The sequence below is a fragment of the Pedobacter miscanthi genome, assembly GCF_003315595.1.
In the GTDB taxonomy this organism is placed as follows: domain Bacteria; phylum Bacteroidota; class Bacteroidia; order Sphingobacteriales; family Sphingobacteriaceae; genus Pedobacter; species Pedobacter miscanthi.
This window is the reverse complement of record NZ_QNQU01000029.1, coordinates 1-22033: the sequence shown is the minus strand read 5'-3', so window position 1 is coordinate 22033 and position 22033 is coordinate 1. Positions and strand designations below refer to the sequence as shown.

Annotated in this window: 23 protein-coding genes; 13 read left to right on the top strand and 10 right to left on the bottom strand. The window is 35.0% G+C overall.

Annotated elements, in window-relative coordinates; translation table 11 throughout:
- The first annotated feature begins 203 nt into the window (after window positions 1-203).
- From DRW42_RS24605 to DRW42_RS24595, 3 genes are all read left to right on the top strand, one after another.
- Complete coding sequence (locus DRW42_RS24605) at window positions 204-827, top strand: TetR/AcrR family transcriptional regulator (protein WP_113951530.1); 624 nt, start codon at window positions 204-206, stop codon at window positions 825-827.
- Window positions 808-1956: an FAD-dependent oxidoreductase gene (locus DRW42_RS24600; protein ID WP_113951529.1), complete on the top strand. Its 1149-nt coding sequence runs from the start codon at window positions 808-810 to the stop codon at window positions 1954-1956. The genes DRW42_RS24605 and DRW42_RS24600 overlap by 20 nt, the downstream gene beginning before the upstream one ends.
- Before the next feature lie 246 nt (window positions 1957-2202).
- Entirely contained in the window at window positions 2203-3054 is an 852-nt protein-coding gene (locus tag DRW42_RS24595; RefSeq protein ID WP_113951528.1) for an SGNH/GDSL hydrolase family protein, read from the top strand.
- A gap of 416 nt (window positions 3055-3470) precedes the next feature.
- On the opposite strand, the gene DRW42_RS24590 is transcribed toward DRW42_RS24595, so the two are convergent.
- Complete coding sequence (locus DRW42_RS24590) at window positions 3471-4172, bottom strand: hypothetical protein (RefSeq protein ID WP_113951527.1); 702 nt, start codon at window positions 4170-4172, stop codon at window positions 3471-3473.
- Window positions 4173-4435: 263 nt separating this feature from the next.
- Between DRW42_RS24590 and DRW42_RS24585 the strand changes: the two genes are divergently transcribed.
- The 4 genes from DRW42_RS24585 to DRW42_RS24570 all read left to right on the top strand — a co-directional run bounded on the left by DRW42_RS24585 (window position 4436) and on the right by DRW42_RS24570 (window position 10105).
- Window positions 4436-6958 carry a sensor histidine kinase gene (locus tag DRW42_RS24585; RefSeq protein ID WP_113951526.1) on the top strand — a complete coding sequence of 841 codons (2523 nt, stop codon included), beginning with the start codon at window positions 4436-4438 and terminating at the stop codon, window positions 6956-6958.
- Between the two features lies 1 nt (window position 6959).
- Window positions 6960-7586, top strand: coding sequence for a response regulator (locus tag DRW42_RS24580; RefSeq protein ID WP_113951525.1), 627 nt, complete (start codon window positions 6960-6962; stop codon window positions 7584-7586).
- The gene (locus tag DRW42_RS24575; protein ID WP_113951524.1) at window positions 7586-8212 is read left to right on the top strand and encodes an HNH endonuclease; all 627 of its coding nucleotides are present in this window, start codon (window positions 7586-7588) and stop codon (window positions 8210-8212) included. The genes DRW42_RS24580 and DRW42_RS24575 overlap by 1 nt, the downstream gene beginning before the upstream one ends.
- A 105-nt stretch (window positions 8213-8317) precedes the next feature.
- Complete coding sequence (locus DRW42_RS24570; RefSeq protein WP_158544396.1) at window positions 8318-10105, top strand: Eco57I restriction-modification methylase domain-containing protein; 1788 nt, start codon at window positions 8318-8320, stop codon at window positions 10103-10105.
- Window positions 10106-10191: 86 nt separating this feature from the next.
- Here DRW42_RS24570 and DRW42_RS24565 read toward each other — a convergent pair whose 3' ends face one another.
- Window positions 10192-11205, bottom strand: coding sequence for a hypothetical protein (locus tag DRW42_RS24565; RefSeq protein WP_113951522.1), 1014 nt, complete (start codon window positions 11203-11205; stop codon window positions 10192-10194).
- A 112-nt stretch (window positions 11206-11317) separates the two neighbouring features.
- Between DRW42_RS24565 and DRW42_RS24560 the strand changes: the two genes are divergently transcribed.
- Complete coding sequence (locus DRW42_RS24560) at window positions 11318-11650, top strand: hypothetical protein (RefSeq protein ID WP_113951521.1); 333 nt, start codon at window positions 11318-11320, stop codon at window positions 11648-11650.
- A 129-nt stretch (window positions 11651-11779) separates the two neighbouring features.
- Window positions 11780-12394: a recombinase family protein gene (locus tag DRW42_RS24555; protein WP_113951520.1), complete on the top strand. Its 615-nt coding sequence runs from the start codon at window positions 11780-11782 to the stop codon at window positions 12392-12394.
- Window positions 12395-13284: 890 nt separating this feature from the next.
- Here the strand turns inward: DRW42_RS24555 and DRW42_RS24545 are convergent.
- From DRW42_RS24545 to DRW42_RS24525, 5 genes are read right to left on the bottom strand one after another with little or no spacing between them, the layout of a single operon-like run.
- The gene (locus tag DRW42_RS24545; RefSeq protein WP_113951518.1) at window positions 13285-13524 is read right to left on the bottom strand and encodes a hypothetical protein; all 240 of its coding nucleotides are present in this window, start codon (window positions 13522-13524) and stop codon (window positions 13285-13287) included.
- Window positions 13525-13529: 5 nt separating this feature from the next.
- On the bottom strand, window positions 13530-13844 hold the full coding sequence (locus DRW42_RS24540; RefSeq protein WP_113951517.1) for a hypothetical protein: 315 nt from the start codon (window positions 13842-13844) through the stop codon (window positions 13530-13532).
- 48 nt (window positions 13845-13892) lie between these two features.
- Window positions 13893-14084, bottom strand: coding sequence for a hypothetical protein (locus DRW42_RS24535; protein ID WP_113951516.1), 192 nt, complete (start codon window positions 14082-14084; stop codon window positions 13893-13895).
- The gene (locus DRW42_RS24530) at window positions 14084-14530 is read right to left on the bottom strand and encodes a hypothetical protein (protein WP_113951515.1); all 447 of its coding nucleotides are present in this window, start codon (window positions 14528-14530) and stop codon (window positions 14084-14086) included. The genes DRW42_RS24535 and DRW42_RS24530 overlap by 1 nt, the downstream gene beginning before the upstream one ends.
- A gap of 14 nt (window positions 14531-14544) precedes the next feature.
- Complete coding sequence (locus tag DRW42_RS24525; protein WP_113951514.1) at window positions 14545-15372, bottom strand: hypothetical protein; 828 nt, start codon at window positions 15370-15372, stop codon at window positions 14545-14547.
- 74 nt (window positions 15373-15446) lie between these two features.
- Between DRW42_RS24525 and DRW42_RS24520 the strand changes: the two genes are divergently transcribed.
- Entirely contained in the window at window positions 15447-15731 is a 285-nt protein-coding gene (locus DRW42_RS24520) for a helix-turn-helix domain-containing protein (protein WP_113951513.1), read from the top strand.
- 152 nt (window positions 15732-15883) lie between these two features.
- Here DRW42_RS24520 and DRW42_RS24515 read toward each other — a convergent pair whose 3' ends face one another.
- Window positions 15884-16186: a hypothetical protein gene (locus DRW42_RS24515; protein WP_113951512.1), complete on the bottom strand. Its 303-nt coding sequence runs from the start codon at window positions 16184-16186 to the stop codon at window positions 15884-15886.
- A gap of 182 nt (window positions 16187-16368) precedes the next feature.
- Window positions 16369-17304, bottom strand: coding sequence for a hypothetical protein (locus tag DRW42_RS24510; protein ID WP_113951511.1), 936 nt, complete (start codon window positions 17302-17304; stop codon window positions 16369-16371).
- A gap of 1081 nt (window positions 17305-18385) precedes the next feature.
- On the opposite strand from DRW42_RS24510, the gene DRW42_RS24505 reads away from it, so the two are divergent.
- Window positions 18386-18631 carry a hypothetical protein gene (locus DRW42_RS24505; protein ID WP_158544395.1) on the top strand — a complete coding sequence of 82 codons (246 nt, stop codon included), beginning with the start codon at window positions 18386-18388 and terminating at the stop codon, window positions 18629-18631.
- Here the strand turns inward: DRW42_RS24505 and DRW42_RS24500 are convergent.
- Complete coding sequence (locus DRW42_RS24500; protein WP_113951509.1) at window positions 18628-19872, bottom strand: tyrosine-type recombinase/integrase; 1245 nt, start codon at window positions 19870-19872, stop codon at window positions 18628-18630. The genes DRW42_RS24505 and DRW42_RS24500 overlap by 4 nt on opposite strands.
- A 181-nt stretch (window positions 19873-20053) precedes the next feature.
- Here DRW42_RS24500 and lat point away from each other — a divergent pair, with 181 nt between their 5' ends.
- On the top strand, window positions 20054-21385 hold the full coding sequence (lat, locus tag DRW42_RS24495) for an L-lysine 6-transaminase (protein ID WP_113951508.1): 1332 nt from the start codon (window positions 20054-20056) through the stop codon (window positions 21383-21385).
- A 2-nt stretch (window positions 21386-21387) separates the two neighbouring features.
- The gene (locus DRW42_RS24490) at window positions 21388-21792 is read left to right on the top strand and encodes a hypothetical protein (RefSeq protein ID WP_113951507.1); all 405 of its coding nucleotides are present in this window, start codon (window positions 21388-21390) and stop codon (window positions 21790-21792) included.
- Window positions 21793-22033: the final 241 nt, after the last annotated feature.

Here is a 22033-nt window from a genome sequence, read left to right as displayed (position 1 = left end):
ACACTTTTTGGATAAAAAATTAACCACAGATGGAAAGGATGCACACAGATAAAAAATCCGTGTTTATCTGTGTGCATCTGTGGTTAAAAATTATTTATAGCGTTTGATTTGTCAAAATCAGTTAAATATCTTCAATAAAATCTAAAAGTAAACAAACGTTTACTTACTTTTGATCCGTATTAATTACAACATAATATCATAATATGAGGCCAAAAAATTTAGAGAAGGAAGAAGCCATACGTTCAATTGCTTTAAAAATTATTTCTGAAGAGGGATTGGAAAACCTCAGCATGCAAAAGCTTGCCAAGGCAGCCAATATATCTCCTCGCACCATTTACATCAAGTACGAAAACAAGGAAGATTTATTGGTCAAACTCTTTATCGAAGAAGTACTGGGCACTTACGAAAAAGCAATATTGGAAAACTTCAATCCTGAAATGGGTTTTGCTGAAGGCATGAAAAGATTGTGGTTAAATACTTTTCACTACCTTAAAAATAATAAACCCTCCTTCTCTTTAATCCAGTATGGAAAATCCTCTCCGCTTTTAAATAAGGCTTTTCAGGAAAAAAATATACAGCAGGGAGAATTCTTTGCGCCAATACATCGCTTTTTAAAAACCCATGTTAAAACCGGCCTGATACCCGATTTACCTCATGATGTGCACAGGGCCCTGCTTTTTTCACCTATTCAGGATCTTGTAGCTGAATATTTCGATCATTTAGACCGCCCGCAGCAAATTATTAATGAAGAGCTAGTTTTAACCTGCTGTGAAATTGTAATTAAAGGCATAACCAATCAGAAACACCATGAACAACTTAAAAAATAAAAAAATCGCCATCATCGGTGCCGGTCCCGGTGGTTTAACTTTGGCCCGCTTGCTACAAATGGACGGATTTAAAGTAAATGTTTACGAACGCGATGCTGATGAAAATGCAAGGCCAAAAGGTGCAACACTCGATTTGCATGAAGAATCGGGTTTGGCTGCACTGAAAGAAGCCGGATTGATGGATGATTTTATGGCCAACTACCGCCCCGGAGCCGATCGTACCCGCATTATTGATCAGCATGGCAACATTGTATTCGAGGATAACGATACAGACAACAGAGAGGCTTTCCGCCCTGAAATAGACCGCGGTCCGTTACAAAAAATACTTTTAGATTCATTGAAAAAAGATACTGTGGTGTGGAACAGTCACTTTGTATCACTTCAACCCGATAAGGATTCGTGGCGGATTGAATTTAAAAACGGAACTTTTGTTACGGCCGACATCGTCATTGCCGCTGATGGTGCAAACTCTAAAATCCGGCCGTACATTACCCCTATTAAGCCTTTTTATTCGGGTGTTACCATTGTAGAAGGTGCTGTTTATTCATCTGAAACAGCCGCACCAAATATGCATGCACTGTTAAATGGTGGAAAAATATTTGCCATGGGTGGTGAGAAATCGCTCATTGTAAGTTCAAAAGGCGATGGTAGTTTGGTTTTTTATACCGGCTGTAATGCACCTGAAAACTGGGTAACGGCGTCTGGAATCGATTTTTCAGATAAAAACCAGGTAATTATATGGTTTAAAGAGACATTTTCGGATTGGGATCCGCTTTGGCTCGAGCTGTTCGAAAATGCATCGGGTGCTTTTGTCCCACGTCCGCAATACTGCATGCCATTGGATCAGAACTGGGAAACTCTCCCAAATTTGACCATGCTCGGCGATGCGGCACACCTGATGCCTCCTTATGCGGGAGAAGGTGTAAATATGGCCATGCTCGATGCGCTCGAACTAAGCCAATGTTTAAAAAATGAAAATTTCCAGACCAGTGGGGATGCGATTTCAGCTTATGAGAAACAAATGTTGAAAAGATCTTCCGAAACAGCTGATATGACCATGCAATCAACTAAAGCACTACATTCTGCAGATGCGCTTAATTTTCTGGTTGATATAATCGGTGGGGAATAAAAAGGGCCTCATTGCTGAAGCCCCCTATAAATTATTTAACCTGTGATCATGTTGCGATAGGTTAAATGTAGGTTATCATTCATTAAGTTAAAATAAAAATAGATCAATACCCTGAAAAAATAGATGTTTGGGCTTTTATCCGGGCATCTGTTTTTTTAAAGAATCAATCACTTCAAAACATAAAATATTCTCGCTAAATTCATCGCCAGTCTTCAACTATGGATTAACCAAGATTTTGAACAAGGCATGAGCAGAAAATCCTTTAAAAATATAATTACATCATTTTTATTCCTATCCATTATTAACTTTTCATTTATCCCCGCAAAAGAGATCAAATGGACAGCCATCGGCGATTCCATTACTTACCTCAATAACCATTTAAATGAAACCGGAAACCGTGTAAAAAGAGGATATCTGGATAGGGTTAAAGATCAACTGCCAAACATCAACTACATAAACCAGGGCCATAACGGCTGGACCACTGTGGGCATTGCGAAAGAAATTGAGAAATTAGGTATTGTTCAGTCTGATTTATATTCAATTTTCCTAGGCACGAACGATTGGTGGTCCGGCATACCTGTCGGATCAATCAACGATTACCTTAACAATACAGGTACCGGTACTACCTGCGGAGCTTACCGTATTATTGTTAACAAAATCAGGACATTAAATCCCAATGCAAAAATTGTAATTATAACCCCAATGCAGCGAAACGATTTTGTTTACGTAGCTGACGCCAACAACAACGCATTCGGATCGTATAAGGCTAAAAACGGTCAGACATTAGAGATGTTTGCCAATGCAATAATCGAAATTGCAAAACACGAAAACTTTCCTGTGGTAGATCTTTACCACAATCAAAAACTCAAACTGGAAAAAGCAGTAAGGTTTAAAAGACTGAAGAATCCTTCCACCGGTGAATACCAAAACTATAAATACCCTGCTTCAGCATCTATCCCTTTCAATTCCAAAGGTGATGATTATCCTTACCCATTGGATGCAGTGAAAATAACGTATGATGGTCTTCATCCCTCGGATAAGGGGAATAAGATAATTGCTGACAATCTTATAAGGGTTTTCAAAAAAATAGCTCAATAAATTATCAGGCTTTTTCATATTAAAATCTCGCAGGTTTCAAAAACCTGCGAGGTTTACACGGCTTTTTAACAAAAAAGTTTTCCACATTTCTGAAGTCCAAAACTCGATTTTGTCTATAATCATACTTTAAACAGTTTAAATCAACCATCAAATAATATGCTTTATTTCAATTTAAAGCTATATTTAGAATTAAAAATTGCTGTAAAATAGAAGTTTTGCACTGATTTTATCCCCGCATTTATCCCCTTTTTATTAAAAAGAAAAGGTCACGAACATTTGCTGCAGTGACCTTTCTATTAAGATTAACGCTCTAATATCGCTACTGATGTAAGGCTCTAACCCCTTACGTTGCAATTATAGGTAAAAAACTGAAGTTATGTTTTGCGAGTTATCAACAAAACCAATTACTTTGCGTGCTATTTTTCTTCTTGATTATCTTCGGGTAAAGCATCGAAAATTGCGTCAATCTCATTTAAAGAATTGATTATATCGTTATCCACCACTAATTCCCTTATTTCCCTAACTTTCTTTTTATAATCACCGCCCATGTTCTTAGCATATGTTAATATCTTATTCTTAGTAACGCCCTCAGCATTTAGACACTTCTTCCAGTTACTCAGTGCTATTCTTGCGTTGAGCAAATCATTGGAATAAAGCAATGCATGGACAGCGTTAGCGAAAGAGTTAGTTGCGACTTCATATCTCTTTGCTTGCATTGCAATGTAGGCTGTAGCATTGGCTCCAATTCCTTTGGCAAGGATTTCCATTTCGGTTCTCAATTCTGCCAAGTTTTCTTGGTTCTTTTGTTTTAACTCCAAGAGCGTTTCTTCAAACTCTTTCTTGATTTCAGTTTTTAATTCTTCTTTATTTAACTGCAGTTGCCTTCGTTGGTACCATTGAATCAAAATAGGTATAACTATCACACCAAGGGTCACTAAGGTAGCGACAAACCAAATGAGTTTGCTCCAGGCGTTATTATAAAATGTATCTACCTTACCGATCAAATCGAGAGATTGATTTGAGGGCAGACGAAGAGTATCTAGAACTATTCGGGTTTCTAATATTTTAGTGGTATCAATTTTGGTAGAATGGATCAGTGTATCTGAGTGCTGTAACATAAAGATTTATTTAGCACTAAATTAACTTTAAATTGATCAATTTTCTACTACAGAGTATAGACAAATATGAATTTAAACAAAATCCATACAATGTCCTCCCCTAATGAATACCAAAATTACCGCAGATACTCAACGAAATATCACTGTTTTATATATCGAGTATGTAAAATAATTTGAAATAACTTTTTCTAATTGCAATAAAAAAGTTAACATCGTAAATTACCAGTCTATTGATAGATATCTATTGAGGTAATAATAGAAACATGCAGCAAATTCCATTCAAAGTATCCGCCAGAACAGCCAAATTAATCGGTCAGCAGAATTTTACAAATCCTGAAGGCGCTACCATTGAGCTGGTGAAAAATGCTTATGATGCAGATGCAAATAACTGTTTAATAATTTTCGATATAGTGTGTGAAAGTGTACCAGAGACGTTAAGTTTCGATGAATACGAACACATTAATGATTCATCCAATATTAAAGAATTTTACAAAAAAAATGATGAAGGTTATATATTAGACAAAGGGTTAAAGCAATCAGAAACAAGGATTTTACAAAAATATTTCTTTCGGGACAATGCTATCTATCTTATAGACAATGGGACTGGAATGGATGGAAAAACCATCGCAAACCATTGGATGGAAATAGGTACAGGAAATAAGGAGGTTGATTATGTTTCAAATGGCGGAAGAGTGAAAACTGGTGCAAAGGGAATTGGTAGATTTGCTTTAGATAGATTGGGAAGCAAAACAGAGATGTTCACATCCACTAAAACCAACGAACATTTTACAAATCTGTTTTGGGAAATGGATTGGGAACAATTTGAGGTAGGTAATTTAGCGATAGGCGAAATTACTTCGACCTTAACTGATAGGCATGAAAATCTACAACAATATTTAAAGCTCAGTTTTATAGATAAGGACACGGTAAGGTCTTATTTAAAGTCAGTGAAATTCGAGTCAGGAACAGCGATTAAGATCACAGAATTGAAGGATTCTTGGTCAAAGGAAAATATTAGGAGCGTATACAACAGCTTGGAGGCTTTAGTTCCCCCAAAGGAGTTGAAAATTCCATTTCATGTTGCATGTATCTCCCAACAATCTCCAGATGATTTTGGAGAGGTTCAGACGTCCTTTTTAAATGATTATGACACCAAAGTTGTAGCAAATTTTGATCCTAAAACTTTGAAGGTAGAAATTGAAATTGAGAGAAATGAACTAGATTTAGGGATTGTACGAAAACAATATTCTCATTTATTCACTAATGCAAAACCACCATTAGACCTCAAAACTTTTGAAGAAAAGAAGTTCAAGTATTCAAGGTCGGTATTTGAATTGACAAAATGGGAGAATGATCCCCAAAATGAAAGAAAATTTCAAAATATTGGCGCATTTAGGTTCAGCTTTTTTTTCCTAAAGAATCAGATCTCTAAAAAGGAAGGCTACCCATACAAAGTAATCAATGCAAAGGAACGAAAGGCTCTGATTGATAAATTTGGTGGAATAAAAATATACAGGGATTCGTTTAGAGTGAGACCCTATGGAGAAAACGGAAATGATTGGTTGAAATTAGGCGACAGAGCAAGTCAAAGTACTGCAGGCGCAGGGCAAAGAATTGGAGACTGGAGAGTTGGAGCAAATCAGATTTCAGGTCTATTGACCATCTCAAGAGTTGGAAATAGCGATTTGATTGACAAATCCGACCGTGGGGCTTTGATTGAAAACGAATCCTTTCAAGTTCTAAAAAATTTATTAACAGATATTGTTAAAGAATTTGAGCTTGATCGTACAAAAGTACTACATCCGTTCTACCTTGAAATGAAGCGAATTGCAAAGGAGAAACAAGAACGTGAGGCTGAAGCGGAAGCTTTAAGACTAGCTGAACTAATAATTGAGCAGAGAGAAGCACAAAAATTAAGTGCGAAAACTGCAGGCAATGATCAGTCTCAGCCTTATGAAAACATAGCAGAAGAATTAAAGTCATACCAAGAAATAATTCAGAAGTCACTCGTTAGACCCTTGCAAAAGGAAGAAGAAGAGAATGAGATGTCCCAAGTTAGAACATTGGCAAGTTTAGGTCTAATTGTAACATCATTCTCTCATGAACTAAAAGGTGTTCGAAACAACCTTTCTCGGATAAATCATTTGGAAAAAGTTTATTCCAAATTAACTCCTATTGACCCGACTGATGAATATGTTTACAGGGATGGTTTAGAACTAATGAGAATCTTCAAAAAAGATTCGGAACTTATGATGCATTGGGTTGACTATGCCCTAACTTCCATTAAGAAAAACAAACGGAGAAGAAGGGTGATAAGACTGGATGAATATTTTAACACACTAATTTCTGATTGGAGAAAGGTTTTCGACAAGCGTGAGATAACTATCGAATTGCAAAACAATATTAAGGAAGATTATACTTTTAAAGCCTTTGAGATAGACTTGAATACAATTTTTAGCAATTTGATTTCCAACTCGATAGATTCATTTCATAATATGAGAGAGCCAAGAGAGAGAAAACTTAATATTTTATTGGAGTATATTGATAATACTATATCCATTACCTACTCCGATAATGGATTGGGACTACCTGATGTATTCAAGAGCGATAAGGATTCGGTTTTTTTACCATTTACGACTTCAAAGAAAGACAGGTTGGGAAATGATATTGGCACTGGTCTTGGTATGTACTTAGTTAAAAATACGGTAAATGATAACGATGGAGAGATAGAAATCATTGACACTAATGAGGGATTCAAAACTGTAATCAAACTTAAAACGAATTAAAATGAAATATAAAATCGGATATGTCGATGAAGATCCTGACCAAGTATTACTTTATCAAATGGATCTTCGAGATAACTTTGACGTAATAGGATACAACATCACCAAGCATATGCCCATATCGGAATTAATTGACCAAATTTATTCATCCGATATTGACATGTTAATGATCGATTATTTTTTGGTTGATAATAATGTTCTATTATATAATGGTGATGAAGTTGCAAGAAAGTTTAGAGAAATCAAACCACAATTTCCAATGATAATCTTCACTAATGAACAGGCGGACGCATTTCCAAACGTAGAAATTCCGAACATCATCTATGATAAAGTAGAAGCAAATGAAAATTTGAAACATTTCGAAGATATATTAGTGAAAAACATTGTGGATTACAAAAATCTCATTGGGCGAAATAAAGTGGTATTACAAAATTTAATAAATAAAGGCGAAGAAAAAGGTTTGAATAGCGAGGAAAAACATAGACTGATAGAGGCACAGCTCGAACTTTATCGATTGGATAAACGTACCAATGAAATTCCTATTCACCTATATGATATTACTAAATTTGAAAAACTTGAAGCAGCAAAAACAGAAGCACTAAAATATGTTGAATCTTTAAAAGCTAAATAATGTTCCCACTACGTTCTCAAACACCGACAAGACGCCTTACACCAACAAGAAAACCTAGTAAAGATTGGACTAAACACAAAGAAGACTTAGAGGTCGATTTCAATTCATCCTGTGCATACTGTGATGCCCATGAATACTTTAAACATACATTTTATGAAGTGGATCATTTTGTTCCAAAAGATTTTTTTCTTAAAAGCGGAACACTTACCGTTGTCGACTACAAAAATCTAGTTTATTCTTGCAAATTCTGCAATAACAATAAGAGTTCCTTGTGGATTACAAATAGCGAAACGATATATCATCTAAACGATGAGGGATTTTTAGATCCATGCGATCCAGAATACGACAAGCAATTCTACCGTAACAAAGAAGGAGCAATAATTGGAAAAACAAACCTCGGAAAATGGATGGCAACTAGAGCATTCAAATTTGATGAACGTGAACATCCGATTAAGTTATTGTGGACTTTGAGGACATTAAAGCAGAGTATTGAAGAATTAGCTGTAATTTTGAAGACTTATCCTGTTGGCAGCGAGAAGTACGATGAAATCGACGAGAAGATGCGGAGCTATGCCATTGAATATTTCTTTTTCGAAATTGATTTACGGGAAGCCTACAAGAGCTAAAAATTGTTTTTTTACATACCAATAAATATTTTGATAGTAAGCAAAGAAGTCTTAAAATTTTTAAAAGGGTACTCAACAGACCAAAACTTGATCAACAGATTGATCGTGTCATCCTTTCTCTTTTCACAAGAAAATAGACAAATCAAAAATGAGCTAATAAATTCATTAATTATTCAGCCATCAGATATTGATTTCCAGAATTTAACGGACTTTTTAAAAATTCAGCCTGTTTTCTCACTTGAGGAAGTAATTGGTTTATTCGAATTTGTTATCTCCCCATCAGATAAAAAAATTACTGGTGCAATATACACGCCAAAATTTATAAGGGATTTCATTTTAGAGAGCGTACTCTCAAAAATCTCAGATTGGGAAAAGATTACTATTTGTGACCCAGCATGCGGATGTGCGGGCTTCCTTTTCACTGCAGCCATAAAACTTAGGGAGTTCTCCAATAAGTCCTTTAAAGATATTTTCAGAGAAAATATTTTCGGCTGTGACATTCAAAAATTCTCAATTACTAGGTCGAAAATCTTACTCTCCCTCCTAGCAATTTCATATGGTGAAGATGAGCACACTTTTCAATTCAATCTAATGGAAGCGAATTCATTAACCCCGAACTGGTATCTAGGATTTAAGGTAGGTAATGGTTTCGATGCAATAGTTGGTAATCCACCATATGTTTGTTCACGCAACATTGATACTGACAGTAGGGAGTTGTTAAAGCATTGGAAAGTATGTGCAAGTGGACACCCAGATTTATACATCCCTTTTTTCCAAATTGGAATGTTAATGTTAAAACGGGGTGGAATATTAAGCTATATTACGATGAATACCTTCCTAAATAGTGTTAATGGCAGAGCACTTAGAGAATATTTCCAAGATGAAAAATTTAAGATTAATTTAATAGATTTTGGTGGGGAACAGATATTTAACAATAAAGCCACCTACACCTGTATCTGTGAAATCTCGAAAATTGAGTCCGATGTAATTAATTACACTAGGATTTCAAACCTAGATGACTTTAAAAATAGAAATTACAAATTAAGTGAAATCCGCTACTCAAGTTTAACTGCCGTTAGCAGTTGGAATCTGCACCAGTATGATCTCATTTATAAAATCGAAAAAACAGGAACTCCGCTTGGAAAAAAGTTTAAATCGAGAAATGGGATCGCTACCCTTAGAAATGACGTTTACATCCTCTCAATTCTTCATGAAGATGCTCTTTATTATTATACTTCTGGAGAAGTATCCCATAAAATTGAGAAGCAAATATGCAAAGATATTGTGAATGCGAATAGGTTTATAAACATCGACAACATCGAATTAATTGGTCAAAAAATCATCTTTCCCTATGAATATCACAACGGGAAACCTAAGTTAATTCCCGAAACGGAACTGCTTAATAAATTCCCGAGCACGTATGCTTACCTTACTAGTAACAAAGAGATACTATCCCAGAGAGATAAAGGCACTGGAGTATATGAGAATTGGTATGCCTACGGTAGGAACCAGTCGCTGGATAAATATAAATACAAGCTTTTCTTCCCACACATATCAAACAAAATTCCAAAGTTTGTCTTGAATGCAGATGAAAATTTACTATTCTACAACGGGTTAGCAATGGTTTCTGACGATATTTCAGAATTAATATTCTTATCGAAACTGATGAGTACTGAGCTGTTCTGGTTTTACATAGTTACATCAAGTAGACATTACGGTTCGGAATATTTTTCGCTTAGTAAAAACTATTTTAAAAATTTCGGTGTGTATGATTTTTCAATCGAAGAAAGGAGCTACATCATAGCCGAAGATGATATGTCTAAAGTAAACGAGTTTGTCGAATGTGTTTACCAAGTTGAAGGTTTAAAACCTGCAGAACTTACAACTGGGTAGCGTGGAAATACAATTTCATATCTCAACATCGAGGCAGGGATTAATTGACTTTGTTGTATCGACAACTGCATTTTTCTTAGCCAGCCTCAGTAAATGATGATTCCCTGCTTAAACTCTATTGGTTCTTCATCTCTAAACCTTTTGATAGCTTTTACCAACCCCTGTTTATAATATTCACGTACAACTTTTTCTATTGAATTTGCCACCTTATTATCGACAACATATTCCAAAACATCACCATTGTCCCACTTGATAAGCTCAACCCGAATTAATTTCCCTTCACTATTATATACAGAATTCCGCTGTTTTTTATCTGGTAGATAGCTAGTGGATACCCGTTCAAACAGCTCGTTATTTTCACCATACTCGTTCCACCCACTTTGTATATTAGCACTATAGGTATATTCTGTTCTAGAACTTACCTTGTTGTCGGCTGTGTAAGCCGTTGCCTTTAACATTTGATTATCATCTGCGTAGGTATAATTAATTACATTAATTAAGACGTCATCAACTATGTATTTCATAGTGGCTTTATTGAAATTTTCATCGTAAGTGTATACATATTTCGAAACCGTGCGATGAAACGGTGTATTACTCACTGGCATTGCATGTTGATAAGAAATTGGCTGGTAGATGTTTGTTTCCGACTCCTCAACTACCGTATCAATTACCGTGGAATCTAAAAATGTGTTAGAGTTTGTATTGTAAGAAGAAGTATCAGTAACAACAGCAGTTGAGTCCGTTATGGTAGTATCACTCTCAATTTCGTAAGTGATTTTTTTAATCAGTTTTGCACAGTTATTGTCATCATAAAAATAATAAGTGGTGTCTGGAGGGGATTGATGATTCTTCGCATCGGAATAATTTATCTCCTTAACCGTATTTCCTCGATCATCGTAGAGGATTTTCATCGAGAGAAACTTTGATGAGGAATCAACTTCACCAAACTTATAATTATAGGAGTATAAATGCCTCTCCTTGATCTTTGAAGCTAGAATTATTTTCCTAGCTCGCTCATCTCTATCACGCTGGCTAACAACAGAAGTTTTACAAGAACATAAAATTGCAATGAATACAAGAGAGAGAAAAAGTTTGAACATGCGCTAATTAATATTTTATTGAGCTTCCGCAATAACATTTTAATGCTTCAATAGAAAACTATAAATTGCAGCGAGAATGCGAATCAAATGATTGGCTAAAATATGAATAATAATGGAAAAATGGTCTACATGGAAATCTTTCCCGAACCCTCATTTGAGAGGCAGACTCACCGCACCAGTGGGATATGGCGTATACCAATTGAGAAATAAGGACACAAAAGAGCTAATTCTATTTGGCAGGGCTTCTAATGTAGCCTCAAGGCTTTGCTCATTACTGCCTATCCCTTTTGGTAAAGGTACAAGGAGAAGTGAGGTGAAAAAGCAGTATGTGTTCTTAAACCTCGAAAGCATTGAATACAGAACAATCGCATTTGATACGCAAATTGAAGCGGTAACATTTGAAAGATCGTTGCGGAAGAAATTTAATCACATATTCAATACATAACTTCCCTTTTAGGGTACACTTTAAAAGCACGAATTATGGCAATGAACATAAAAACATAATTCATTGATTTCCAGGCGATAATAAGATGTTTTTTCGTATATTTAGAGTAAAATTAAACCAATCTAAAATATGGATATTTTATACATTAGAGTTTCATCGCTTGATCAGAAAACAGACAGACAAAAGACTAACACTGCAGGTTTCAAAGTTTTTGAAGACTACTGTAGCGGTTCGATTGCGTTTGCTGATAGAGACAAGGGAAAAGAAATTATAAAACTATTAAATGCTGGGAAAATAGACTCGCTGACTGTTAGCAGCATTGATCGGTTATGTCGAAATGTACAGGATTTGTTGAACACTATTGAATTATTTAAAAAAAAAGGTGTGTCGATAACTTTTATCAATCAAGGACTGAAAACCCTTGATGAAAATGGCAACGAGAACTCAATATCCCGAATGATCATAAGTATTCTTGGGGTTGTAAGCGAAATGGAGCGAACTCAAATCCGAGAGCGACAAAGAGAAGGTATTTTGATCGCTAAAGCTAAAGGTGTTTATAGTGGTAGAAAAGTTGGAACAAAAGAAGATTCTTTAAAATTCCTCAGCAAGCCAAGGAATAGTAAAGTTTTGGAATACCTAAAAATGGGCAATCTAAAAGGTGTTGAGATTTCAAAATTAACTGGTGTCAACCTAAATACAATTACCAAAATCAAGAAGCTAGGCTTAATGGAGAGTGCAAAATAACCCGTGCATAACCTGGGTTAAACCTAGGTAGAACCCTAGGAATACATATCGAAACATATATTATTTAACAGTAGAAACGTGGATTTTAGCTTGAATTTACCTAAAAAAAGTTAACATTTCTGTTAATTATTACCATTTAGGTGGGTGTCTCTTCAACACTTCCGTAAAATTCTGGTGCGTTTTATTCACCAGTGCTACCCCACCCTTTGGTACCCTACTACTGGCACACCTCCCAGCACCTGGGAAATACCTGCCCGATGTGCCTTTCAAAGTCTGGATCAGTTTCGACTGGAAAATTTGGGAAACACCCTTGTAAAAAATTTGGGACCAAAAAAATTGACCAGAAATATTGACTTTTCACTAAAAACGTTCTAGTGTTCAGAAATTGTAATTGTCAAATTTGTGAGTGAGTACAGGCGGTTCATACTTTTTTATGGTTATCCAATCCCAAACACCATAATTAGTTTTCTGCAGTGTAACATCATAGATAACGTTACCATATTCTACCTGCCGAAAAAATGTTTTTTGAGTCGCTTCAATTAATGCTGCTGAGTGTACAGTTTTACATCTTTCAAAAATTGAACAGTTCAACCTGTCCTGATCTGTTAATGGGATTTTGGGAATAAATGTTAAGGATTTTGACCTTCTACTATATCCCCACCAATAAGCAAGCACTAGTGGCAAAAAATAAATGAAATATAGATATTCTGCAGTTGACATAACTTAGAAGCACTCTTAAATAATTCCAAAAGATAAAGCAAAATAAAGCTATTTCAAAAAATAACCTCAATTACAGTAAAATTTCTATAAAATCTTTTATAAAGTTGGGATACAAGAATTTCTGCATTTTTTTTACTTAATCATAGCCTATTACATGATGGGAAACAGCATTAAACAAGCATACTTAAGTGACGTAATCCTAAATAATAGCCAGTTAAATAATTAAAACATTCTTGAATCGAATTGCTTTGGAAGATATATTGGGTGGTTTCGCTATTGGTATTTTTGCATAGCAAGATTATTGTATCACCACCTGCATCGTAAGACCATTGATATGGTTTTTCCAGATTTTCTAAAATTCCATTTAGCTTAACACACATTGAGTTTAAACCTAAGATTGAAACGCCCATTATACTTATTTGTTTCTTTTAAATATCCCAAACAAAGTTTTTGAGGGCTTATGCGTAGTCTCATTATCGTACGTGACATTGGCGCTCTCTACCTTCAAGTTTTTTAGTGCAGTAGCATAACCATTGAGGAAAGCATAACCCTCCCATAGCACTATATCTTCATAAAGCTCAACCACTTCACCTGAATTGATGTTCTTGGAAAGTATAGTTGTGGTTGATCCATTAGGCTTTAGCTTCAACTCATCATGACTGCCTAATTCTTCCAATATTTTATTGCAATCTATTGCAACATCATGCAAATCAACATGTGTAATTCTCATAATAAATTCTTAAAGTTCCAGAATGATAGATCTATCAATAAACAATTTTCAGTGAAATCCTTGTATTGCTTCCTTGGCAAGCAGAGATGCATCAGATGCCAATCGTTTCAAATCCAAGCCATATAAGCTACCATTTAATCGCTCTTCAGCGTCAAGTCGGCTTACAAATATCTTAAGTGCTAAATATTGATGTACTGACAGTTCATCAATATTTTCGTCACCAGTTAATTTTCTTTCCATTACATTATGCTTAAATATTCCAAAACTGGTTTCATTAAAGTTACAATAACATATCCCAAAGGGATGATTATAAACACAAGGTAAAGCAACATAATCCATGCAGTAAAGATTAAATTACCCCATCTGGTCGAAAATATGCAAAGCCCAAATACTACTGGAACTCCAATGCCAACCCACCATTTACCTGCCTCCCCAAAGATTTGATCTTTTCCGAACGCACAAATAACGAGTGCCAACAATAGGAACATCCCAAGGAACATTGCTATTGGAAGAACCAGTTTCACCAAAAGAAATCCACGTAAATTTTCAAAGAAATTGGATATTGGATTTGAATGGGTTTTCGTGCCAAATACATCAACAATGAAATCTGTACTTGATGTTAGGGATGTTTTTCCTGAAACAGTAGGATTCTGATTTGTGTATTGAGGCGGAGTATATCTTTTCATGATGCTGCGGTTATTTAATCCCCCTGACCTGCATAATATTGATCTAATAACTTGTAAGCGTTGCTAAATTTGTCGAAGTAGCAATCTGCTCCATCACTGCAGGGTTTCTCGTCACCATCATATAGTGCAACCTTGACTTCATCATTCTGCACATATTTTTCTGAATGCTTTATTTTGCTGGTAGGAGTTTTGCTACTAATGTAAATCAACTTGTCGTTATCAAAGTAATAAATGGTCGCATCTTCAAAACCCTGAACATATTGCCAGCTATATTTAATTGCCTTTAGGTGCAACTGATCATCATAATAGAAATATGCCTTACCATTAATATAAGGTTCATCGTAAGTATTAAGGGTATTAAGATTAACAGATTTGACTTTTAAATCAATTTGTGACTTCAGATTGTCAACTCCACTATTTTTACTACTAAACCCAACTGGTTTTTGAACAACAAAAGAGCCATATCTTGAATTCGCATAAGTTCCACCATCCGAGATTGCTTGAATATCCTCTACAGTACGGTAAGGCGCATTTCTTCCGATACGAACGTAGTAGATAACTAAATGCTTTACCTCACCCCTATCAATAACTTTATTATAGTAAATATAATGCCCAGTCTTAAAACTATATGAATTACCCTTTGTATCTGGTTCACCAAGGATTTCGTCAACCTTAGAAATTGGATCTCCCAGCAGGGAAAGTTTGTAATCTTCAAGATCCTTTAGGTTAGCAGATTTGTCTGCAGTGCTTTGATCATTACTGGTTTGATTAACCGATGTTTTTTGGTTGCAAGAGCAAATACAAAAAATTGTGAGAAAAATTAATGTGAATCTAGATTTCATGAGAGTATTTTAAAACACAAAAATAGGGATTTTAATCCCTATATACAACTTGAGCTTTTCTTTTTCTTAGTCCAATGCAAAATGGCGCAAAGAAAAAAGGTGGACAGATAAAAGGAGGGAAAAAAAGACGCAATGAACAAGGAATTATCACCCTCGCACACAACGTCAAAAAATATCGTAAACAAAAGGGGTTGACCATAGCCGAGCTTGCCAACAAATTGGATCTTGATTATTCGCAAATTTCAAGAATTGAGCGAGGTGTGGTGAATGCTACGGTCTCCATGATATTTGACATTTCAGATTTTTTTGAAATTTCCCCACAGATGCTTTTGGAGGAATTCAAACCTGATAAAGATTAAATCATCGCAGCACATCTTACATTATACAGTAAGAAGTAATTAGAATTTAACTAGATTTAATAGTATGAATTTCCACGAGCAGCTCTTCATTAACTATTTCGCAAGAATAAAACCCCGACAAAATTTATGATAGGGGCACGAGAGGTTTATAATTATTCAGACCATTCGAAATCGTTTGCTTCCATTTCCTTTGCTAGTGCTTGTACTTCTCTAACTGCAAACTGATTTGTATTAATATCGTAGTCTGCCACTGCTAAGACCTTGAACGAATCATAGGTTGCCAAAAGGTTTGAAGCATTCATTGGTTCGTTATGCATCATATGGTAAACTAATTTATCAATGTTCTCTCCGTTTTCTGGCACTATGACTAAAGCGTTGAAATATTTTCCATCATAAGTTTTACCAACTATACCATTGTAATAATCATTTAGATCGTTTGCTTCTTTTCTTATCATAAATTAAAGATAGGAATTAATCCAATTTCGAAATCATATCTTTAAGGTATTGTTAACATTAGTTGGTTTTAATAGTTCAGATAAACTACCAAAATTATTCATTATAGGTTTCTATATTTTTCTTTGGGATGCAAAAAAATATTGGTCACATCTTAATCATCGGAAAAATACGTCATTAAAAACTACACTGCCTCTAAGAAGGTTAATTGGTAACTATTGCAAGTAATTATTTCTTTTGAAAACTTTAGGGTTTTATCATTTTTCCAATCACCGATAGTTACTATATGGTAGTTTGTTTGTTTGTAAAGCGAACTTAGTTGCTTGTTTATCATTGAAGGCAAACCATTGGGAGCTGTCTCTCTGTAATCATGGAAATTATGCACAGTTGTTGTGATACCCTCATCATCAATTAGCGTTAATTCCTTGATATCGCTGCAGGTACTACTCAATTTAAGTATGGCGTCTTGATCAGTACTCGATTTAGGTAATACCGATGGAATCGCTGTAATAGCTTTCGTGCAATGGTCGTCACTCCAGAATGGATCGGTCAAATCAATATCGACATCATTGTGGTTGATAAAGAAATCATCTTTTGTAGCAACAGCAAGAACATCTGCATTCTTTGGGTCAACTGTGCGCTTTAAAGCTTTTTTTCGCATAGCCAATTCCTTTACCTCCTTTTCTGTAGCTTTTTCGATTATTTCACCACCCGTGAGCCAATACACTTCTGGTTTAGTTACAAACTTTGCTGTTGAAGAGAAAAATGTGTAGGTGGTAATACACCCGATAAAAACAGGGTTTAAACGATAGGTACAACTGTTGTTTGCAGAAAATGAATTTTTACCTGCTTTCTTGAATTGAACGGTACTGGTAATTTCAATTATGCCCCATTTGATAAGGTTGTTCTTTATGACCATCCCTTTGACGTTATTAACCATCATTGTAGCGTAAAGGTCGTGACTATTTAGTTCTTTTGAATTATCGGTTGCAGCATACAACACTGCAGAGAAGAATACATACTTATTTAATTGGAATGCTGTTTTACATTCATCTTTTGATTGCAGGATTTCGATTATTGCTGCGGGAATGTTTATAGATAGTTTTACTATTGGTTTCATCTGTTATTACATTTAGCTTAGCTTCACAGTATTATTAGCCCTTTCAAAAGCTAAAGCTGATAGTACCATCAATTTGAAAGGAATGGTGCTACCAGCGCAATAAGTGAAACTCATTTCTAATAAATACCTTACCTGGAATGACAGTGTCTTTTCTAGTGAAAATATTTTCAAAAACTTTTAATCTAAAGTAACTTGGAAGGTGAAAAAAATCAAGTCCAATTAAATAAATAACTAGAAGTTGAAAAAGTACCCCTTCGGTTAATAAGGATAACCAAACAATATTTGCACAAAAAAAGTACCCTTTCGGAAAGTTATATCAAAATCCTGAATTACTGAAAAAATCCTAAAAAGTACCCCTTCGGAAACTTATATCAAAATCCATAATTTGCAAAAAAGTACCCCTATTATATACTTAAACACTAATTATATTTATTTTTCTAATAATCTATATATATAATACTCGAATAAATTCTCGTATTATATATATAACTCATTGGAATGAGAAAAAGTAAAATTCAATTACTGGTTTGCTTATAAAAACTTTTAAGGAGTTATTGAAGAAAAAGAAGTTGGAATAATAAACAAGTTATGATGGAATCATTTCAACAGTAAGCAGTAGTTAATGTATTATAAATATCGATTGGAAACCTAAACAGTATTCATCTATTGGTAAATCAAATTGAAACATTGTATTGACATATTCCAACGATAACCGAGGTTTACCATCTTTCAACGTACGAAGTAAATCTGAGTAATTCAGTTCTACAATTAATGATATTACTTCAACTGAATATTTTTTTTTAGAATAACTATGTATTAATCGATGTAAACAATTGATTACTTCATTCCAACTAGATTATTCATTTCTAATAAATTAATTGATTTAGAGTAAGCTTAAACAGTAATCGTTCATTTAGTCATTCCAACGTACGAAGTATTTTGCTTCCAACAGGTGAAACATGCACGGAGTGCATTGTATGCGAATGAGTGGGTTTCAATCTACCCCCCCATTTGCGCTCACCCCCCATAATATTTAGTACTAGCGCTTGACTTTTTTAATCTCCCAATTACTTTAGGATATGTGGAGCAACAAACACATATCACCCTTTCAATCCAGCAATTTAATTTGCTAATGGATAAGATATGCGGCTTGGAAAAACACATCATCGAATTAACTAAAAATCAAGAATTAGTTAAAGCTGATACTTTAGCCATTAAAAAAACTTTTTCTAAAGAAAAGAATAAACCTAAAAGAACACAAAAAGCTGAAAAGATAGAATCACTTTCAGCTTCAATTTTAAAATGGGGTAAAAAAATTAGTCCCTAAAAATTGTGGGTATCATCAACTTCAATAGTCATTTTACGTTTCATTTCTGCTGTATATTTGTTAATTTGATTAGTGTCCAAATGTCTGTTAATTATTGATAATGCATCACTACCTGTTGTTAAAAGAGTATTTGAATTACTCGTATGCTTTAAAGCATACCACTGAAGGTGAGGAGGTAAATTATTTTCCTTTCTAAACCGCGACCACTTGTTAGTGAATAGTTGTTGAGCGGTTTGTACTGGCTTTGGCTTGCAATGCCCACCAAAAAGAAAGTAATTTTTATTTTCAATATCCTTACCAAGATATCTTTTTATCATTGTTATCATATGCTCGTTCAATTTAAACACTGCAGGTTGTCCATTTTTCGTCATATTCACTAATTCACCACGCTCAACTACTTGTGCAGGGCAAAGCAATAAATTGTTTTCAAAATCAAACATTCCTATTGTAATTCTTAATTGTTCTGCACCTCTGATCCTATATGTATATAGTAAGTTGATTGCTAATTCTAGATCAGCATACTTTGCTACGCCTTTCAATTTCTCTTTAACCATAGCTACCTCATCACCTTCAAAAATTACAAATCTTGTTGGTAAGCCCTTAACTTTATGCTTGAATGTACCCAAACAAGGATTGCTGGTTAACACTCTTTCTTCAACTAAAAACTTAAAGAAATAATTTATGCGATACAAATAACTGTTGTAGGTAGCTTTTCCAAGTGTTCGTTTTTTCTCAATGGAACGCATAAATGAATCAATATCATTTTTTGTGAATATTGATGGTTTGTCATAAAGTAGATTATTTTTCTTTAACCAATTATTGAAAAACCTTAACACCATTGCAGTAGTTTCAAGTTCATCCTTTTTAATCTTTTTAGCCTGCAAATCTGCTTCCCTATGTTCAATCCAAACATTAATACAATCATTTGTATTGCTATTAGCAGTTAGTTTATTATAGTCAGGCATAGTGTTACTTATTGGATTCCAACCCTTTTCCAAAAGATTAATTAGACTATCAACTAGTAAATTAGCCTGTCCAACATACACTTTTTCTGGAGCGTATCTATCAATACCGTTTGCTTTTTTAATCTGCTTATTTTTTCCAGTTTCTGGGTTAAAAAAGTTGAAATGTACCTCAATCTTATTGTCTTTGTTGATAATCGATGGTACAAATAACCTGAAAGTGGTGTCTTTCCAAGATTTTAATATTCTTGCTTTAGAGCGTTTAAAATTAGTTTTCATTATCCCCTATTTTATCCCCCAAATTTAAAAATAATTACATAAAAAGCTATTTAAGCATATTTTTTTATTTAAAGTACTTTAAACAGTTTAAACCTATTTTTTGCCTTAAGGGTACAAAAAGTGCTTAAATTTTGATTTTAGGCACATTTAACTAAATTTGGAATATACCAAATCCAAGTTTATGTATCAATTAACAGTACCTGCAGATCGCGTTAACGAATCGTTAAGGAAACACATTTTGGCCGATGGTTTCGACCTTACCTATGATATGGAAAAAAGTAACGGCGCCTATATTTACGATTCGAAATATAACAGGACCCTACTCGATTTTTTCACCTGTTTTGCTTCCGTTCCTTTAGGTTATAATCACCCTAAAATGATCAATGATGAAGGGTTCAAAAAAAGTCTGTTCCAGGCGGCTTTGGCCAACCCTTCAAATTCGGATGTTTATACCCAGCAATATGCACAGTTTGTAGAAACATTTTCTAAAGTTGGTATTCCCGATTACCTTCCGCATGCTTTTTTTATTGCAGGTGGCGGTTTAGCGGTAGAAAATGCCATCAAGGTAGCCATGGACTGGAAAGTTCAAAAAAACTTTGCCAAAGGTTATACCGAAGAAAAAGGATTTAAGGTTTTACATTTCGAAAGGGCCTTTCATGGTCGCACGGGTTATACTTTAAGTTTAACCAATACCCTGCCCGATAAAACCAAATGGTTTGCCAAATTCGACTGGCCAAGGGTTGCCGTTCCCGAAGTTAAATTTCCACTTTCAGGAGATCGTTTAAACCGTGCTGTTGAAACAGAAGAAGCTTCTTTAGCGCAGATCAAAAAGGCTTTTGCCGATAACAAAGACGAAATTTGTGCCATTATTATCGAACCTATACAATCAGAGGGTGGCGACAACCATTTACGCGAAGAGTTTTTAATCCAGCTTAAAACACTGGCCGATGAAAATGAAGCCTTTTTGATTTATGATGAAGTACAAACCGGGGTGGGTTTAACAGGAAAATTCTGGTGCCATCAGCATTTTAGCGAAAAAGCACGACCAGATATCATCGCTTTTGGTAAAAAAATGCAGGTTTGCGGCATTCTCGTTGGCAACAAGGTAGACGAAATTGAAACCAACGTATTTAAAGTGCCAAGCCGGATTAACTCTACCTGGGGAGGTAATTTAGTTGATATGGTTCGCTCAACCCAGATTTTACAGATTATAGAAGAAGATAATCTTTGCGAAAATGCAACTAAAGTTGGGGCTTATTTAAGAGATCATTTAGAAAGCCTGTCGCATCGGTTCGATAAAATGAGTAATGTACGCGGAAGAGGGTTATTGTGTTCGTTCGATTTTCCCAACAAAGAAATGCGCAATGCTTTTATCAGTAAAGGACTGGACAACAATGTAATGTTTTTGGGCTGTGGTGAAAAAACCATACGTTTCCGTCCGGCACTTTGCATTGAGCAAAAACATATTGACGAAGGCCTGACGGTTATGGAAAAAATATTGCCTTTATTGTAGCCATGAACAAAAAACCCTTAGTTTATATTGTTACCATCGGCGTTTTAATACTGATATTTTTTATGGTAAAAGATGTATTCGACCAGCCAGGTGTTGAAGATATGAAAGCAGGTTTTAAAGAAGTTGCAAAGTATAGAAACGCCAATAACACTGGTCCTGTACAACGTATTTATGTGGTAACGGTTAAGGATTCGGTTTGGAAAGAAATGGAAGATTATGGCAATTTAATGCCGCATACCAAATATGGCAATACAAAGGTTTACTTCTTCATGCAAAACGGAAATGTGCCAGCTACATTACAGCCTGGAGAAGTAAACTTCGATCCTGCTTTTAATAAAGCCTGTATTGCCCTGTACGAAAAAAGTGCAATGAGCCAGGTAGCCTTTAATAAACATCCGTTTAATTAATATTAACACCAACTCCCCGGTCTGTATCCTCACAGAACGGAATAAATAATGGGCTAATTTTCGTAAAATTTTGATTTTTTATTGATTTGGAAATGGAAGGTTCTGTGCACTTGGCATTTTCAGTCCCGCTTTGCGCTTTATCCCGATGAAAAATCGGGATGTTCGCTGCAATCGGGTTTATTTACAAAGTTTTGTACCCTGAGGAACGAACCGCTGTTGAATAAACCTCTCTTCCCTGTCT